Origin of the sequence: Methanofollis formosanus (assembly GCF_019633745.1) — an archaeon.
Classification (GTDB): domain Archaea; phylum Halobacteriota; class Methanomicrobia; order Methanomicrobiales; family Methanofollaceae; genus Methanofollis; species Methanofollis formosanus.
On sequence record NZ_CP037968.1, the window covers coordinates 2,451,666 to 2,469,854 of the forward strand.

At 58.4% G+C, this 18,189-nt stretch carries 13 protein-coding genes; 3 read left to right on the forward strand and 10 right to left on the reverse strand.

Features of this window, described 5'->3' with window-relative positions:
* The first annotated feature begins 45 nt into the window (after positions 1-45).
* Both E2N92_RS11305 and E2N92_RS11310 read left to right on the forward strand, forming a co-directional pair.
* Positions 46-1,227: a tubulin/FtsZ family protein gene (locus E2N92_RS11305; RefSeq protein WP_220681258.1), complete on the forward strand. Its 1,182-nt coding sequence runs from the start codon at positions 46-48 to the stop codon at positions 1,225-1,227.
* A gap of 7 nt (positions 1,228-1,234) precedes the next feature.
* A complete protein-coding gene (locus tag E2N92_RS11310; RefSeq protein ID WP_220681259.1) occupies positions 1,235-2,377 on the forward strand; it encodes a hypothetical protein in 1,143 nt (380 codons plus the stop codon).
* A 616-nt stretch (positions 2,378-2,993) separates the two neighbouring features.
* Here the strand turns inward: E2N92_RS11310 and E2N92_RS11315 are convergent.
* The 3 genes from E2N92_RS11315 to tuf are packed head-to-tail and all read right to left on the reverse strand — an operon-like array spanning position 2,994 to position 6,196.
* A complete protein-coding gene (locus tag E2N92_RS11315) occupies positions 2,994-4,583 on the reverse strand; it encodes a flippase activity-associated protein Agl23 (protein WP_220681260.1) in 1,590 nt (529 codons plus the stop codon).
* A 6-nt stretch (positions 4,584-4,589) separates the two neighbouring features.
* Positions 4,590-4,898, reverse strand: a complete 309-nt coding sequence (gene rpsJ / locus E2N92_RS11320) for a 30S ribosomal protein S10 (RefSeq protein ID WP_209628697.1) — start codon at positions 4,896-4,898, stop codon at positions 4,590-4,592.
* Positions 4,899-4,918: 20 nt separating this feature from the next.
* On the reverse strand, positions 4,919-6,196 hold the full coding sequence (gene tuf / locus E2N92_RS11325) for a translation elongation factor EF-1 subunit alpha (protein WP_220681261.1): 1,278 nt from the start codon (positions 6,194-6,196) through the stop codon (positions 4,919-4,921).
* A 176-nt stretch (positions 6,197-6,372) separates the two neighbouring features.
* On the opposite strand from tuf, the gene E2N92_RS11330 reads away from it, so the two are divergent.
* Positions 6,373-6,672: a hypothetical protein gene (locus E2N92_RS11330; RefSeq protein ID WP_220681262.1), complete on the forward strand. Its 300-nt coding sequence runs from the start codon at positions 6,373-6,375 to the stop codon at positions 6,670-6,672.
* On the opposite strand, the gene E2N92_RS11335 is transcribed toward E2N92_RS11330, so the two are convergent.
* The 7 genes from E2N92_RS11335 to E2N92_RS11365 all read right to left on the reverse strand — a co-directional run bounded on the left by E2N92_RS11335 (position 6,650) and on the right by E2N92_RS11365 (position 17,512).
* Positions 6,650-7,522 carry a 4Fe-4S binding protein gene (locus tag E2N92_RS11335; RefSeq protein ID WP_220681263.1) on the reverse strand — a complete coding sequence of 291 codons (873 nt, stop codon included), beginning with the start codon at positions 7,520-7,522 and terminating at the stop codon, positions 6,650-6,652. The two genes, E2N92_RS11330 and E2N92_RS11335, sit on opposite strands and share 23 nt — an antisense overlap.
* A 44-nt stretch (positions 7,523-7,566) precedes the next feature.
* Entirely contained in the window at positions 7,567-8,283 is a 717-nt protein-coding gene (cobS, locus tag E2N92_RS11340; RefSeq protein ID WP_220681264.1) for an adenosylcobinamide-GDP ribazoletransferase, read from the reverse strand.
* A 508-nt stretch (positions 8,284-8,791) separates the two neighbouring features.
* The gene (locus E2N92_RS11345; RefSeq protein ID WP_220681265.1) at positions 8,792-12,931 is read right to left on the reverse strand and encodes a DUF3344 domain-containing protein; all 4,140 of its coding nucleotides are present in this window, start codon (positions 12,929-12,931) and stop codon (positions 8,792-8,794) included.
* A gap of 3 nt (positions 12,932-12,934) precedes the next feature.
* Positions 12,935-14,158, reverse strand: coding sequence for an ABC transporter permease (locus tag E2N92_RS11350; RefSeq protein WP_220681266.1), 1,224 nt, complete (start codon positions 14,156-14,158; stop codon positions 12,935-12,937).
* A 1-nt stretch (position 14,159) separates the two neighbouring features.
* Positions 14,160-14,822: an ABC transporter ATP-binding protein gene (locus E2N92_RS11355; RefSeq protein WP_220681267.1), complete on the reverse strand. Its 663-nt coding sequence runs from the start codon at positions 14,820-14,822 to the stop codon at positions 14,160-14,162.
* 4 nt (positions 14,823-14,826) lie between these two features.
* Positions 14,827-15,801 (reverse strand): DUF3344 domain-containing protein, encoded by a 975-nt coding sequence (locus tag E2N92_RS11360; protein WP_220681268.1) that lies wholly within the window; start codon positions 15,799-15,801, stop codon positions 14,827-14,829.
* Positions 15,788-17,512, reverse strand: a complete 1,725-nt coding sequence (locus E2N92_RS11365) for a DUF3344 domain-containing protein (RefSeq protein ID WP_220681269.1) — start codon at positions 17,510-17,512, stop codon at positions 15,788-15,790. The genes E2N92_RS11360 and E2N92_RS11365 overlap by 14 nt, the downstream gene beginning before the upstream one ends.
* Between the last annotated feature and the right edge of the window lie 677 nt (positions 17,513-18,189).

Below are 18,189 nucleotides of genomic sequence, written 5' to 3' on the forward strand. Positions count from 1 at the left end.
CTCGTGTCCTTGCATCTGTGGTAGCCGACTGGATGGTGTAACTGAATGAGGGTATTTTTCATAGGGTTCGGTCAGGCTGGTGGTAAGGTCGTTGATATGTTTATCGAGCAGGATCGAAGATCCGGCTCGAATAACTTCAGGGGTATCGTCGTCAACACCGCCCGCACTGACCTGATGGGACTGAAGAACATCGAGATGAAGGACCGGATTCTGATCGGTCAGACCGTTGTGAAAGGGCATGGAGTGGGTACCGACAATGTCACCGGCGCCAGGATCGCCGCCGACGAGATCGACTCGATCGTCAACGCGATCGACACGCGGGGCACCCATGACATCGACGCCTTTGTCATCATCGCCGGTCTGGGGGGCGGTACGGGTTCGGGCGGTTCGCCGGTACTTGCCCGTCACCTGAAGCGGATCTACCGCGAACCGGTCTACGCCGTCGGTCTCCTTCCGGCCCCTGAGGAAGGAAGGCTGTACACCTACAACGCGGCCCGGAGTCTTTCGACGCTCGTCAACGAGGCAGACAACGTCTTTGTCTTCGACAATTCCGCCTGGAAGAATGAGGGCGAGAGTGTCAAGAATGCCTATTCACGGCTGAACGAGGAGATCGTCCGTCGGTTCGGTGTCCTTTTCCGGGCCGGCGAGGTCGGGAAGGCCGGCGTCGGCGAGATGGTCGTCGACTCCTCTGAGGTCATCAACACCCTGAGGGGCGGCGGGATCTCCAGCGTCGGGTACGCCGTCACTGAGGTGGTGAGCGAGCGGACAAAGAAGAAGAAGGGGTTCTTCGGCGGTCTGCGTGGGTCTATCGGGAAGAAAGAAGAGGCATCCGAGGAGATCCTCACCGGCGAGGACAAGTCGGCGAAGGTGATCGCACTGGTGCGGCGTGCGATGCTTGGCCGGCTCACCCTTCCCTGCGATTATTCGACGGCGGAGCGCGCCCTCGTCCTGGTGGCCGGGAACTCTTCCGAGATGGACCGCAAAGGTGTCGAGAAGGCGAAGAGCTGGGTCGAAGAGAACATTGCGGGTGTAGAAGTCCGTGGCGGGGACTATCCGGTGGACAGCAACTATGTCGCGGCGGTCGTCGTTCTCTCGACGATCGGGGAAGCGCCGAGGGTGCGTGACCTTTTCGAGATCGCAAAGCAGACGAAAGAAGAAGTCATCAGGTCAAAAGAGAAACGTGTTTCGATGTTTGATGAAGCCGGGGTAGACCCGTTGTTCGAGTGAGGAAAAGATGAAGCGGATTGTCGGATTGATGATTGCACTGTTCGTCGCCATCTGCTGTATCCAGGCAGCGGCAGCGACATCGTTCGTCGATGGAGGAAACTATGACCTTAACAGGGCGCCGGACGTGGACCCTGCGTCCGGCGACCTCACACCCGGTCAGAAGGTGATCGTCACGATGACCGTGACCTTCGATGGCAGTGGCGAATACTCCTTCCCTGCTGATGAGAGTCTTGAGTTCTATTCTGAACTGGAGAATCCGAAGTGGAGTTATAATCTCGAGGTGGATGGCCGAGAGATCTTCAGTGATCCCAAGACTTCTTCAGCCAGGTATGTTCGCCTCTTAGGTTGGGATCTTTCCTATCAAAAGGATGCAGGTGCCGAAATCGAGATGACCCTTGAGGGGAAGGCTCCGGCGGTGACCGGCAACCAGAAGAAGAACATCGTCAGGATCCGGCAGTACGACGAGGACGACGATCTGGTGGATGACAGCGAGTACATCCTTACGCGTACGGTCATCAGCCCGCAGAACGTGGATTCGAACCTCAAGAGCGCAAATGATCGTCTGAACAATCTCAAGAGTTCAATCGAGGAGAAACTGAAGCTGGGTGTCGATACTACCGCCGCCCAGAAGAAGTACGATGAGGCGAAGGCTGCGCTCAACCGGGCCGGTGCCACCACCGACTATGCGGCGGCCCAGGCTGACCTGACCACCGCGACAGGGGCGATGGACGCGGCCGAGTCCGAACTCTCCATGGCATGGGCACGCAAGGATATCGATGACGCCCAGGCGAAGATCAATGAGATCGATGGTCTGATCTCATACTTCGAGAACGAGGCGGGCATGAAGACCGACCAGCGGGTGGTCAGTCTCAAGACCCAGCGCGACATCGCCGCCCAGTCTCTCTCTGCAGCAAACGACAAGATGAATGATAAGAACTACGCTGCGGCCAGGATCAAGGGCGAAGAGGCTGCCCAGAAGGCGACCAGCACGCTTGATGTCGCCAATACCCTCAAGAAAGAGGTCGGCCAGGGTTTCTCCCTTGAACTCGGCTCCCTGCCCCTGTATATCGGGGCCGGGGTGCTGGTGGTCCTGATCATCGGCGGGATCGTCTATCTCCGTGGGCGGAGAAAGTGGGACGAGCTGGGATAATCGCTCAATCCTTTTTTTCGTTACATTCTTCCACCAGGGTTTTTCTTTTTTGGGCTGTGTAGAATCAGGCATGAACCCCCCGCTCAAGCATACGCGATGAAAATTTACCTGAGCAGCGTCTCGAGGGTGTGGATTGATCCCTCTCCTTGCAACAGGGCAACAGTGAGTATCCCGTTTCATCGCCGCCCCTCGGCCATCTTCCATCCGTGGGGGGTCCGGGGGGTCTCCCCCCGGCGCGAGACGGTGGCGAAGAGTCTACACTATGGGCGGCACGTCGATCATCACGCCTTCCCAAACCTCGGTGCCGCCCCTCCATCATCGGGTCTGTTTCGCTATCTCGCGAGAAGATAGCCAGGGGGCGGCGAAGATTGGTGTGATCCCGCTGAGAAACGATCGGCACTCTGCAGTCCTGGATCTATCCTTGGGGTCATGGGGGCGGGAAAATATGCTGATCAGAACATGCCGCCCCCTCTCGCACGATCGTTCCTGTCGTCTCGCGAGGAGATGGGGCGGGTGCGGCGATGGATTGAGAGATCAAGCGACAAAAAATTTTCATCCGGTATGCTTGAGCCCGGGGTTTATGCCCCATCCGACACAGTAAAAAAAGTGAATCCCTTCAGACCGCACTTGTATTCCTGACAAAGACCTCGAGACGCATGTTCCCCATCTTCCCGTCTCTCTTGAAGTAGTAATCCAGCAGCCGGTCCTTGTTGTCGTACCACGAGAACCAGTAGTTGAGGTTATAGGGCCGTTTCTCGAAGCCAGGCAGGGATTCGTACGTGTCCTCGTCGGAGGTGACGACCACGTCGAACTTTCCAGACCTGAAGGTGCTTTCATCGATCTTTCGGCCGTAATAACTGATCTTTTCGGCTTTATCGCCCCGGTAGTACCAGGGCAACGGCCAGTAGCGGTCCGAGGCGATGGCGGTAGCATTTGCGTCGTCGATGAAGGCCATCACTTCCCGCATGTCCTCGGAGTTCTGGACCTGCACGATCGGTTCGTTCACGTCGGCCGGGACATAGGCCACATGCCAGAGGACCGGTGCCAGGAAGAGCACCGATGCCAGGGCGATGAGGGCCTTCCTCTTCGTCATCGCATAGGTTGCGACAAAGACCATCGGGAGGAGCTGGTGGAGGATGAGCCAGGGCACCTTCTCGCCGATGTAGGCGTACGCCGCGAGGGAGAGGACCATCCAGACGATGCAGAACCTGAAAAATTCTTCTTTTTTGTCGAAGGTCCGCATCTCCGGGACCGAGAGTCCGGCCTGCTGCAGGGAGGTTCTGACCAGATGGTACATCGAGTCTTTCTCTCCCTGGGTCTTCCCGGCACGGAGGAACTGGCCGACCCCGACGGCGGCAAGGATGAAGATCGGGAGTTCGTACAGGATGAAGAGGAGGATATAGAAGAAGAACGGTCCGCCGATCCGCTCCTGCTCGTGCATCGCCCACCAGTGGGAGACGGCGTCGGGGATCCAGGTGAGCACCCGTTCGGGATGGGCGCCGAACGAGGAGTAGAAGAGGACGATGACGCCCGCCATGACAAGCGTGCCGACGATGAGGTCGCGCTTCCATCTCGCCGGCAGGGGAACCTTCTTCGACCAGAGGAGGTAGAGGATGTACACCCCGAAGATCCCGAGGACGATCGGCATGTTCTCCTTGCATGCCAGGCCGAGCCCGGTCGCAAGTCCGGCGAGGGCCGCCCAGCGGAGTTGTTCTCTCTCGAAATAGAGAAGAAGGGCAAGCAGGAGTACGAAGGTGAGGAAGAGGATGAAAATGTCGTTCCTGAGGAAGCGGGAGAAGTAGACCATCTCGGGAGAGATCGCAAGAAAGAACGCCGCAACCAGCGTCTGCCTCCGGTCGAGGTAGCCGAGTCGGTGCAGCGGCCAGACCAGGGCGACGACCAGCGTGCCGAGGAGGGCGGGCACCAGCCTCCCGACCAGATCGGAGTCTCCGAAGAGGGCGAACATCCCTGAGGTCACATAATACAGGAGTGGACCATGATATGAGGGATCGTAGAGATAGGTCCCTTCGGTCAGGAGTTTATATGAGAACCAGGCGTGGATCGCCTCGTCATGATGGAAGAGTTTGAGGTCGAGAAACGCGAACCGCAGGACGGCCGCAAGTATCAGAATAAGAAAAAAAATTCTCTCAAAAGAGAGAAATTGATGGATTTTCTTGGCAGATCCCAGAGCCGGACCGCCGCTCACCACGCATCAGCTCTCCAGCACGATCTCGATGCCGATGTCCTTGGGCACCTGGATGCGCATCAGCTGTCTGAGAGCACGCTCGTCGGCGTCGATGTCGATGAGGCGCTTGTGTACCCGCATCTGCCAGCGATCCCAGGTTGCAGTACCCTCTCCGTCAGGGCTCTTTCTGATCGGAACGACCAGCTTCTTGGTGGGGAGGGGGATAGGCCCTGCCAGATTCACGCCTGTCCTCTCTGCAATTTCCTTGATCCTGTCACAGACCATCTCAACTTTATCGTAGTCGGTCCCTGAAAGGCGTATTCTGGCTTTCTGCATAATCCTCACCCATTAACAGATTATCTCATCTGCTTGGCCTGGACAGCAACGCACATGCCAGCCGCGATGGTGGAGCCCATATCACGGACCGCGAAACGACCGAGCTGCGGGATCTCCTTGACGTTCTCAAGGACCATCGGGCGGGTCGGTTTGATCTTGACGATCGCTGCATCGCCGGCCTTGAGGAAGGTCGGGTTCTGCTCCTTGACCTGGCCGGTGCGGGGGTCAAGCTTGCTGAGCAGTTCGGTGAACATGCAGGCGACCTGTGCGGTGTGGCAGTGGAAGACCGGGGTGTACCCGACGGTGAGTGCGCTCGGGTGCTGAAGCACGACGATCTGAGCGGTGAACTCCTCGACGACCGTCGGCGGAGCGTCGACCGGACCACAGACATCGCCACGGCGGATGTCGCCCTTGCCGACACCACGGACGTTGAACCCGACGTTGTCGCCAGGCAGTGCCTCGGGGATCTCTTCGTGGTGCATCTCGACGGACTTGACCTCACCGTTGACGTTGCCGGGCATGAAGGAGACCTTGTCGCCCTTCTTCATGATACCGGTCTCGACACGACCGACAGGCACGGTACCGACACCGGAGATGGTGTAGACGTCCTGGATCGGGAGACGGAGCGGGAGGTTGGTCGGCTTCTCGGGTTCCTTAAGAGCGTTGAGGGCTTCAAGGACCGTCGGGCCGTTGTACCATGGGGTCTTGTCGGACTTCGCGGCGATGTTTGCTCCCTCGAAGGAGGACATCGGGATGAACGGAACGTCGTCGGGCTTGAAACCGACCATCTTGAGGAGCTGCGAGAGCTGTTCCTTGACCTCGTTGTACCGCTTCTCATCGTAGTTGGCGGCGTCCATCTTGTTGACACCGACGATGAGCTGGTTGATACCGAGGGTCCTGGAAAGGAAGACGTGCTCCTTGGTCTGCTCCATGACCCCGTCGGGTGCGGCGACGACGAGCAGTGCTGCGTCGGCCTGGGATGCACCGGTGATCATGTTCTTGATGAAGTCACGGTGGCCCGGACAGTCTACCACGGTGAAGTAGAACTTGTCGGTGTCGAAGCGCTTGTGGGCGATATCGATGGTGATACCGCGCTCGCGCTCCTCTTTCAGGCTGTCCATGACCCATGCAAACTCGAAGGAGCCCTTGCCCTTGGCTTCGGCTTCCTTTCTGAAGGTCTCAATAATGTGCGCGGGTACGGCTCCTGTCTCGAACAGAAGACGGCCGACGGTGGTGGACTTACCGTGGTCGATGTGCCCGATGACAGCAAGGTTCATGTGTGGTTTATCAGTTGCCATAGATTATCCTCCACTCATGTATGGGACTGCATACACAGTCTGGTTGAAGCGAGTATCATATATTGGGCATTGATCTATATAAACCATTTTGATTCGCCTGTTCTCCCCACGATTGCAGATTTATACGCAGGTATCGACACCCTCAAATCTCTGATTAAACAAACACTCACTGACCTATGAAAACTCTGGAATTCCGCCGCGATGAAGAGAAAGGCCGTGTCACGGTGGCCTGCGCTGCCGGGGAGGTCTCGGTGTACAGTCACTGTGCCTACTGCAAGCACTGCAATGGCATCCATGTGGGCAGACGGGTGCTCCCCTCGCCGCCGCAAAAATTGGTCGGCGGGCCCAGGGGGATGGGCTTTGACGAGGAACTCCTCGACGCCGCCATGATGTTCAACTCCCTGGTCCGTGACGGAGAGGCGATCTCCTGCAATGATAAAGAGGGTGTCGGCTTTACCTCGATGTACCGCCGTTGAATTCGTCCTGTAATCCCTTGCGGAAGGACTCAAAATCGATTTCGTCGAGTTGGTCGGCCAGGTGCCGTCCGCTCCACGCCTTCCGGTAGACCCAGGTGACCGCCCGTTCGACGACCGCGACGACGTCGTCTTCGCTCTCGACGGTGATGAGTTCCCGGCCCGGGTTCGGGTGCCGGCCGCGCCGCCCGCCGATGGTGATGAGGTAGTGACGGTACTCCGACTTCAGGAGGTCGAAGGGGCAGGACTGGATACAGATCCCGCACTGGACACACTTTTCAGGGATCAGTTCGGAGATCCCGTTCTTGATGACGATCGCCGCCTCCTTGCAGTACTCGGCGCAGGTCCCGCAGCCGGTGCACATACCCTCGGTCCTGAGGGGACGGATGCGGCCGACGATCCCGATCTCGTTGAGGACCGGGCTCGTGCAGGCGTTCGGGCAGCCGGAGAGAGAGATCCGCATCCTGATCGGCATCTCGCGGCCGAAGACCTTCTCGTCGATCCTTCTTGCCAGACTGTAGGTCTCGATATTGGAGTACTTGCACCCGGCGGTGCCGGGGCAGGCGATGACGTTGACGACCTCGTCATATTCGGATCCCAGGGGGGTGCCGTTCTTCTCCAGGTCGCGGCCGACCTCTTCCAGGCGGGCGGGGTCGACGTGCGGGATCTCCATGGTCTGGCGGGTGGTGAGGTGGACCTCGCCGTCTGCATATTTCTTTGCGATCTCACCGATGCCCGCCATCTTCTCGGCGGTCAGAACCCCTGCCGGGATCCTGAGCCGCACCGCACAGAAATCTGGGTTGCGCTCGGTGATCACGCCGCCTCTTTTATAGATGGCCCGATCTCTCATCATCTTGAATAGGTCAGAGGTGGAGCATAAAAAGGTGTGTGCGCCCTCTAGAGTGCGAGGGCCAGGGCGACGGCCGCCCGCGTGATCTCGTTTGAGGCGCCTGCGACGTCCCCGTTCACGCCGCCGAAGAGGCGGGTGGCCAGGCCGACGAGGAGGGCCACGACGAGAGCGGTCACCAGCAATGCCCTGCCGATAAGGGCCGGACCGAGGGGGAGAAGGAAGAGCGGGAGGACCGGGACGAGGGCGTAGATGACAAAGCGCTTCTTTGCGAACCCATGGAGGTAGGCATGGATCCCGTCATGGAAGGGGGCGCCGAGGGCAGTGATCCAGGCCATCGCGAGTTTTGCGCAGACCTCCGCAGTGAGGATGACGAAGGGGACCGACCATGCCGCGGAGAGGCCCTCGACCGCGATGAGGGTGGTGAGGAGTCCGCATGCCACGCCTCCTGCGCCGATCTGCCGGTCGGTGAGGGCGGTGACCCGTTTCTCTCTGCTCCCGTGGGCCATCAGTCCGTCGCCGAGGTCGAGGAGGCCGTCGAAGTGGTTGGCGCCCGAGACGATGATTGCGACAGCAACGGCGGCGGTCGCGGCAAGGCCGGGATGGCCGCCGAGGAGGAGGGCGACGCCTGCCGCGATCCCGCCGACCACATAGCCCGCAAGGGGGTAGAGCCAGGTGTGCCTGGCAAAGGCGTCGAAGTCTGCGGGCCGTCCGAGGGGGAGGATGGTGCAGAACTGGAAGAGTGCCCTGAGGGCGTCGAGAGCCATCTGGTGTACTGGTTTAGAAGTATTATACAATAAGGGATGTGATTTTTGTGTCGATGAGGTATCGGTCTCTTTTCCAGGTGGAACCTCGGGGGGAACGGCCCAGATGTCGGGCCAAGAATAAATCTCAGGGAACAGGTTTGTTGAATCGAGCATGAGTCGAGAGCACACCTCAAGCATACGCGATGAAAATCTCATATCGCCGTTCTCTGAGGCGTGGAGGGATCCCTCCACACTTCAAAACATGATTCTGAACAATTTTCGTCACGTATGCTTGAGCCCAGAGTTCATCCCTGACTATCATGAGAATGATCCTGACGATTCGCGCGCCGGGGGGGGCCGTGCTCCCCCTACCCCCAATGGTGAGGACACGCGGGGGCGGCACCTGCGCGATTCCCTCCTGATGCCCTCTTACGAGGAAAGGGATCCATCCTGGCGTTGAAACGCTGCTCCGGACAATCCCCTCTGAACATGGTTATGGCGTATATGCCTAATACAGGGCCGAGACGAATCAGCCCGCAGCAAGATCCACATGGCACTCCCTCATCTCATACGGCACCACCACCACATCCTCAAGCGTCTTTGAACCTTCCTTCCCCACGACCTTCACATCATAGGATCCGATGCCGAGGTAATGGAAGGTGTGAGGCGTTTTTTCTCCGGTGTCCTTGCCGTAGAGATAGATCTTCGCACCCTCGGGGGTGCTCCCCACCGTAAGCGACCCGTACGCATAGGGTCCCAGGTCCAGACCGACCTCCGCGTCCTGCTCCTTATGGCGATTGTCGGTCAGCAGGACCACCTCCCCCTCAGGAATATATCCCGGCTTTGAGAGCGAGACCAGGTGCCTGCCCTCCGAGATGTTCTCGACGAGATATGGCGTCGCATATCCGGTAGAGAGGCCGTCGATGAATATCAAAGCCCCTGAAGGCACTGAAGTGACGAGGAGTCCGCAGGGTGCGGTGAGCGAAGACCCGATGACCACCGTCTCGTTCGATTGAACGGTATTCAGGATCTTCTGCGAGAAGAAACTGCCATTGTCATGGACCGTGACATACGCATCGATCCCAACGACATCGACGTTCTTTGGAAGCTTGTACCCCAGATACCTGCCGTTGACCGAGAAGGGAGAGCCCGAATATCCCTCTGACTCAATCGAGAGCGACCGCTCAAGCCCTTTCGAGCCACTGCTGAATTTCACTAGCGACACTGAGTTCTTCACGATCCATACTCGTTCTTTCTCATTCGCGAACTCGACATTTTTCATCTTCACCTTGATCGTATGCAGTCCTTCTTTCAGCCCGTAGACGAGTGCGGGTGTCTTTTTGTTGCTCTTCCTGCCGTCCACATAGATCTCTGCCCCCTCAGGGAAGGACTCGACATACACCCCGCCATGCCGGTTCTCCTCCCACCCGCGCAGCGGCCCGGTGGCGACCATCTGCTCCTTCAACTCTGAAGAACCCGATTCAAATTGTAGATGGATCTCGTCGTCGCGCTCAAGATAGACCGTTTCCTCCACCGGTTCGAACCTGTCCATGCTCATCCTGATGGTGTGGGTCCCCCCGGATAACGACTCAAGGGTGGCGGGCGTCGTCCTGCCGGTGTACTCTCCGTCGAGATCGATGAGGGCCCCAGGCGGAGTGGAGAGGATGGAGAGGGCAAACTGCATCGTCGCGACATCAACCTGAGTGGGTGCCGGGGTGACCGCCGGCGTTTCAACAGGAGCCGTTGGCGCGATCATCTGCCCGGATAAATTGCCGGCCATCATCGCGGGGTCAGGTGAGGGGACGGACGCCTCTCCTGAGATATCGATCCCGAATATCCCGAAGAATGCGGTCACAAAGCCACCGATCAGGTCGAAGAGCGGTTGAAAGATCCCATGATCGCAATCTTCACCCCTTTCCATGAGCGCATATATCCCTCCCTGCCTGATCCTGGCGGAGAGGCTGCCATCTGTAACATCCGCCTCCACCGGTTGCCATTGGTCCAGAGAATCGTCGTATCTGACAAGACGGACCCCTGAAAGCCCGAGCCGGTCGGTATGGATGACCAGCAGGAGAGGAATATCGGCCACCATATCATCATCACCGATTGCGTACGCCCGCAGGGCGTCGCCGGGTCTGAGCACCTCCAGTCTCAGCGCTGAGAGAGGTTTCCCGGCACCGTCGGTGATCACCGTCCCTTCGGAGATGAAGAGTTCGACCGCCCCCTCGTCGAAGGTGAGGTGCGTGGCCTCAAGCCTCTCATTCGATTCGTTCAGCGTGAACCGCTCGCTGCTTCCGGTCGACGTCATCCCCTGAGTGCCGGAAAGATTCGCGGCGGACGTGACATTCACCGGCGCCCCGGCCGGCGGGGTTCCATGCCTGACAACAAGGATAATCCCCCGGTTCTCCATGTAGTCACCTTTCATTGAGGTGATATAACTCTGGATTCCGGCCTCGTTCTCCGACGGCATCAGATAGGGCCTGACATCTATCCCGGCCACACTGATCGCAGACGATCCTCCGGTGAGGAGATTGAACCACTCACCTTCATTGAAGGTGATCCGATGCTCGTCATCGTCCTCCCCCGACCCGGCCGTGGTCACCAGGATAAGCCGCGCTTCCTTCGTATTCGCAAGGTTGATCTCGCCGTCGAAGAGTGCCGTCGTGATGCAGTCGTCGCTCGTGGTGCCAAAGTCGGGGTTGGCATAGAGGGTGTCGGAGCCCTCTGCGATCCAGTAGGTGATCTCTGGTGCTGCCGGGTCTTCGACCATGACCAGCACACCCGGGCCATAGGTCGCGAAGACATCGTCTTTTCGCCCATCGTTGGTTACCGTCACCATATGGTCGCCGGCCGCGCCGCCCTTGATCCCGGAGATGTTATAGGCATGGGTCTCGAGGAGATAGTTGTAGATGCCTTCGTTTTTCCGGTCACGGTAGACCTTATCGGCCTTGATCTCGACACCGTCGACCTTCAGCGTGATCCTGCTGTTGGTCCCCTCTTTGCGCTTCTCGTCGTGTCCCCAGGTGGTGTAGATGTAGAGTCTTGCATACCTGACCGTACCGTTCTCAGGTGCCGGGATCGTGATCGCAAACTCCCGGCTCTCCCCGGCATGGATCAGTCCGGTATAGTCGCTGAACTCATGATACGTGAGGTTGCCGTGGAGTGTGCCGGTGGTGAAGAGATCCAGTCTCTTGCCGGTGTATCCGAACTCTGGATCGATCTCTCCATCCGAACCGCCAGAGTCGCCTCCGGAAGACCCGAATGTCAGGTCCACTCCGACGATCTCGTCCTCCTGTACCACCACCATCTGGTATGCGGGTTCATATCCCTCCTTCCTCACTTCAACGGTATATTTGCCGATAATGAGGCCGTCGATAGTTGCCGGGGTCTGGAGAGATGTGTTTGTCATTTCCTGGTAGTCGCCCCCTTCGAGGTATATCCAGGCTCCTGACGGTTCGCTCGTCACCTCGATGCTCCCGGTGCGCGCTTCGAGATCGAAGTGGACGGTGGTGTTCTCCCCCTTCCTCACCTCGATCCACTGATCCTCGGAGGCGTGGTACCGCTCGTCCAGTTCGACCCGCACTGCGTGTTCGCCGGCCTCGACTCCGCTGATGGTCGTGTTGGTGACCCACTGGGTCTCTTCGTCGTCAAGGTAGACCACCGCACCGGCCGGAGATGAGGTCACTTCGAGGTTCCCGACCTCTTTGCCCGGGTAGCGGACCGAGAGAACAGCGAGCGGGATCTTGAAATACGCCCCAAGATAGCCCCCGCCGCTCCCGCTGACACTGAGGTCCCTGGTGTAGGTGAAAAGACTGTCAGACCAGGGGAGGACCAGGTCGGTGACATCTTCGGTATGGTAGCCGGAGTACGCCCCCTGCGGCTCCGGGGCCTCGATGGATTCTGAGTTGAACGTGAATTCCCCTACTTTGCTTGCCATATGGACAAGCGAGAGTTCGGCGACGTACTCACGCTCGTCATCTTCAGGGAGATCGCCGGTGGCAAAGGTCGTCTCTCCTTCATAGGTCTCGCCCAGATAATCCTCGACATAATACGAGTGGACGTCATGTCCCTGGTTCACCCAGTAATACACCTCGTCGCTGTCGCCGTCGTCATAGGCGACGACCAGGGTGACGATCTTGATCCTCCCGTCAAAGGTGCCTGTATATCCCTCAGGTTGATCGACCTTGACTTTGGCGACGACCTCCCTCTTTTTGATCGCGTCGGTGACGTCATACCACATCAGGTAGTCGCTCGTCACCCGGTTGCAGTGTTCGTTCACCCAGACCGGTCCGGAACCGCCGTCGATCGGGAATGAGTACGGCACCCGCAGTTCCTCCACCTCCAGGGTCTGTGTCCCGGATCCGCCGTCGAATTTTACCGTTGCACGATGTTCGTAGTTGTTCTGCATATGGGCGCAGTAGACGGACACATAGAGGCGTGCCCATTTGATCTCCGTGTATTCAGGCAGGGTATACTTCTTTGAGACGTCACGGTCCATTCCTGTGCCGACAAAGGAGTTTACGTAGACCCCGCCTGAGACGACGCCTTCGTCGACGGTCGTGAGAGGGATGCCTCCCACATACTGGTCGGCAGCGACGCAGGCCGGGAGGGTGAGAAGGAGAACGGTGAGAAACACTGCCGCCCGTGCAGATCTGCTCTCCGTCGCCACCCTTCACACCCCCGTCCTGATCGCTGTCACCGGATTGAGGCGTGCCGCTTTCAATGCCGGATAAAATCCTGATATCTGGGAGAGCACCACCGCAATGACGATCCCGAGCAACAGGAGGCCGGGCGTGATCAGGGTGATATCCGCGTCTGCAAAGGTGGCGAAGGTGTCGCCTAGTTGAGCGATGATAAAGGGTTTTCCGAAGATGTTGATGACGCCGGCGAAGGCGATCCCGAGGAGATCGCCGATCACTCCGCCGATCAGCCCGATATACAGGCACTCGAAGAGGATGAGCTGGAGAACGTTGCCGGGAGATGCGCCGATAGCCATGGTGATCCCGATCTCTCTTGTCCGCTCGAAGATCGAGGTGATCATCGTGTTCATGATCATCAGGGCGCCCACGATGAGTGACACCCCGGCAAAGAACGCGAGGAGCAGGACGACCACATCCATCAGACGGTTCACTGACTCGATCTGCTCGAAGGCCCCTGTGGCAGTGAGACCCAGGGCCTTGACGCCGTCCACCACACCGAAGACCTCTTCGGGATGGTCGACCCTGATGAGGACGCCGTCCAAAGACGCCTCGCCGCCGCGCAGATCCTGTGCGACCCCACGGTCGATCAGCATCATCTGATCAAATTGGTCGTCCCGTTCCTGCAGCACGCCGACCAGCGTGAAGTCCACCTGCACGTCCACCGGCATCCCGTCCTCGTCGTACTGCCTGATCAGGATCGGGATCGTGTCACCGAGGCGGATCCCTTCATAGCGCTGGAGCGTCTCAGCGAGGTCGTGGCCGAGGACCGCCTGCCTGGAACCCGGATCGATCGGATCTCCCTTGAAGTATCGGGGTTTGATCACCTCCCCGATCTCTGTCGGGTCGATGCCTATCACACCCAGGTAGGTCTGTCGTTTTGTTGCGTAGGCTTCTCTGACAACCGCCGATGAAGCCTTGATATGGGGTATTGCCGCGATCTCGTCGATCTTTGCGGGGGTGATCAGGTGGAGCGTGCCGCCGCGGATATCCGCGGTCGCCTCGATGAGGGTCAGATCTGACTGCTCCTTGATCGCTTCCACCGCCTGATATCTGATCCCTTCCCCCAGCGAGATGGTCCCGACCACCGCCGCCACGCCGATGGCGATGCCGAGGGCGGTGAGCAGGACGCGCATCCGTTTCCGTGCGACCTGCCTGGCCGCGATCTTCAGAGACTCAAAGACTCGTGCGATCTCCATCTCACACCACCTTCCCGTCGAGGAGTTCGATGGAACGGTCGGCACGCTTCCCGAGTTCCCGTTCATGGGTCACGATCAGAAACGTCGTCTCCCGCTCCTGGTTCACCTCGCGCATCAACTCAAAGATCCCGTCACTTGTCTTTGAGTCCAGGTTCCCGGTCGGTTCGTCGGCAAGCACGATCGACGGGTTCCCGACAAGGGAGCGGGCGATCGCCACCCGTTGCTGTTCGCCGCCGCTCATCTCGCGGGGATAGTGATCGGCTCTCTCTGCGAGCCCCACCATCTCGAGAAGGGCCAGCGCTCGCTCTTCTCTCACCGCCCTCCTGGCATAGTTGAAGAGGAGGGGATATTCCACATTCTCCCTGGCCGTCAGCGTCGGGATGAGATTGAAGTTCTGGAAGACAAAACCGAGCGCCTCTCTTCTGAGGGTGATGAGCGCCTGCCTATCTTCGAAGTCGACTCTCGTTCCGTTGATATATACGTCTCCTCCGGTCGGCCGGTCGAGTCCGCCGAGGATATTGAGGAGCGTGCTCTTCCCGCTCCCGCTCCGCCCGAGAAGGGTGACGAACTCTCCTCTCTCAAGGGCGAGGTTTACGTTCCTGAGTGCAGTCACCTGCTCGGTGTACGCCTTGCTCAGGTCTCGTGTCTGCATGATGACGTCCATTTTTTCACCTCTTTTCAGCCCACAACACGGCATTGGTAAGGACAAGATAGTCTTTTTCGTCCCTGACAGCCGCAAAATTGTTCTCAGACCGGAGATAGGGCAGCACATCCCGGCGGTCGATCCCGACCTGCCTCGTCTCGTCGGAGTCGAAGATGTTCACCCACTCCCGGCCATTTGATCCCGGGAACAGAGCCGAGAGAATCGATTCAAAGAACGAGGGCATGCTGGTCTCTCCCTCGCGGTTCAGAAAGAGCCGGTTGATCTCGGGGATGTTCTCCCTCGTATAGCCACCAGAGGGAGCGATGAGGAGGAGTTCGGCAGATGAGAGATCTGACTTCTCGACTTTTCCTTCGAACTTGATCCTGCTCGTCGCCATGGGAGGAGTGATCCCGTAACTGTTGTACAGGAGATCGGCCCCTTCTTTGATCCAGCAGACGACTTCAGGCGACTCCGGGCACTCGTAAATGACGAGCAGACCGATCCCCTGGACCACGAAGGTGCGGTTGTCGTCTGCGGTATTCTCAAGGACGGCGGTGAAAGCGTTCTTCCCTGGAGAGAGGTCGGCCGTCTCGAAGATGTCCATCCCTGAGAAAAAATCGTTCTTGCTCACGAACCCCTTGGAGTCGACAGACCGTCCCGTGCTGTTGAGGAGTGCGCCCGTGTCGGTGCGGGTGACTGATACCGAGGGATAGATCGCCTTCTGGTCGAGTTTGCTCCAGGCCCAGTAGACATAGAGGCGCTGGTATCGTATTGTTGCATCTTCAGGGAGTTCGACCTCGAAGTCGACGGCGTACCGGTCCCCTGGGTTCAGTGCTCCGCTGTAGGTGCTGTTGCCGAGGGTGAAGAGGTGGGCGCCGTTGAATTCGTCATGATATGCCGTCTCAAGTGGTTTATCGCCGGCATAGGTGGCAGAGACCGCAGGGAGGAAGAGGAGCACGCCGAGGAGAGCGACGCTGATGGCCAGCCTATGGGAAGACATAGTCGCCCTCCGCCGCGTTGTTCCCCCGGTCGGCATCTCTGATCGTACCGGCCTCGTCGGCGACCACCCGCAAACGATGTTTTCCCGGTGTCGTGAAATGAGAAAGAGCGATATCGACTGTTGCCCCGGCCTCCAGTCCTCCATCCACAGGTTTCACCGCCGCCTTCTCCCCGTCCAGATAGACGGTGAGGTCAAAGGGCGGTGTGTCGCTCCCGCCGAGGTTTGTGATCGTGACCGGGACGGTGTAGTCTTCGTACCCGGCGGCGGCGGCCGGTGATATGGCCAGTGGGCACGATGCCGCAATGACCGCTCCTGCGATCAGCATGGCGGCAAGTTTCCCGCCTGGCGGGCGCCTGGCGAGGAGAACCGCGATACAGAGCCCTGCAACCAGAGCACAGAAAGGAGAGGGGGAGTGTTGCGTGTCCGGCTCTCCGGCACCGGTACGGGTCGGGGTGCCGATCTTCACCGCAAGATCAGGGATCGTCCCGACCCTGACGGTGTCCGAAGCCTCGTTGTCTGCAGGGTCGAGGTCGTTCCCGGCGTCGACCCGTACCGAGAGTGTGTGCCGGCCTTCGTCCAGCGTGACATTTGCCGCAACCTCCTGAACTCCCGAGACGTCCGGTTCGACGGTTATTGTTTCTACGGGCTCTCCGTCGACCGAGAAGACGGCCGTGATCATCCCTTCCGGCCGCGCTCCGTGGTTTCTCACCGTTGCCTGCACCGTCGCCTCTTCACCGGCGTAGGCCCCTCTCACCTCCGGGATATCCACGGAAAGGTCGGGGGCCGGGTCGGCACCCGGTCTCTTCACGGTAAGAATGGCACAGCAGGGATGGATGTAGTCTTCACCCTCAGGTTTGTCTCCGGTGGTGGTGATCGTACCGTCGTCGTCGAGGTCCCTCCCGCGTTCGAAGAGGACGTGGTTCGTCTCCTTGAGGAGAGCGCCGACATCGAAGGTCTCGACATCGACATATCTTGCCTCGGTCCCGAGGCCGCCCGTGGCGTCGAAACATCGTTCGTTGCCGATGTCCCGCGCGCCTGCCGGGTAAAGGGAGGGATCGTCAGGGGCGACACCGAGGTCTTCGCCATTGAACCTGACATAATCAGGCTGTCCCTTCGTCGAGGCCAGCAGCAGTATGGTGAGGTCTGCGGTGGCACCTTCCAGCAGGCCTGCCTTCTCAAACGAAATCTCGCTCTTGTCATGTCGCGTGGGGTTTGTCCCGGCCCACCCCTCTCCATGGAGGTTCTCGTTTCCTTCGGCGATCCAGTATCTGGTGGTCGGTCCGTCTTTATCCTCGACGACGGCGACGACGAAGATACCATAGGCCCTTCCATCGATCCTGCTCTCAGGCAGGCCCCTGCTGGTCGTCAGGGAGACGGTGTTCTTGCCGCCATGGAGTTGATCGGTACAGTCGTGCGCGATCCAGTAGACGCCATAGCCCGAGACATAGGTCTCTTCATTCTGATCATCTTTCCCGAAGAGTGAGCGTCTGACCGGGACACCGTTGTTGACGGTGAGTTCTTCCCATCCGGTGTAGCGTTCGGTTCCGCCCCAGACACCTGTATAGACTCTTGCCCAGATTGGCTTGTCCGGGAGAGAGAAGGTGCACTCAATAGGCGGGGCCTCAAGCCCATAGGTGCCGAAGGTGAGCACATCCCCCCTGACTTCCCCCTGGGCCGTCATATGGAGGGGGATGCCTTCAAAATCGTACACTGCCGATACCGGGGCGGCAAGGAGGAGTATTGCCGCGCAGAAAAGACATCTTATCAAGGGAGAGGGGGAAAATTTCATACGAAAGGAGGTACGGTCACACTAGATATTAATATTGTTCTATTTGTTATGAATTATTGTATTTGATCCGAAGAAATTAGAGACTCAACGCGTGCCTGCTTATCACTTAGATGTCTGGTACTTTTTTTGATTTGTTGACTCACGCGTGAGTCGAGAGTACACCCCGCAGATCGGATGGGGGTGCATGGATTCATGTTCTCCCCCCGGAAGTCAGCCGCTGTCCTATGCTATCTCCTTTGTGAGGATCCGGAGGGCACAGCCACAAGGCAGGAGATATGTATTCAGAATACCTGGAATGAAGAGATTTGATCGGGGCAATGATCCATATCCAGGATAATTTTGGAGTATGCTCTTTATCAGCGATTTTATAGGGTCGTCTTATTCAGAGAATTCTATCCTCTCTAGTTCCTCGGCAGGAGGAATATTACAAATTTTTATTTTTTGATTCATTAATAATATCAATTATTTTAATTTTATGATCATTTATGAGATATAAAAATATATATCACACTTGGGCCATCCATGCCTGTAGGGGAGGTTCAATCCCCCCACCTAGAACAAGACCAGTATCGGAGGAAATACATGAAAAAAAGCAACAA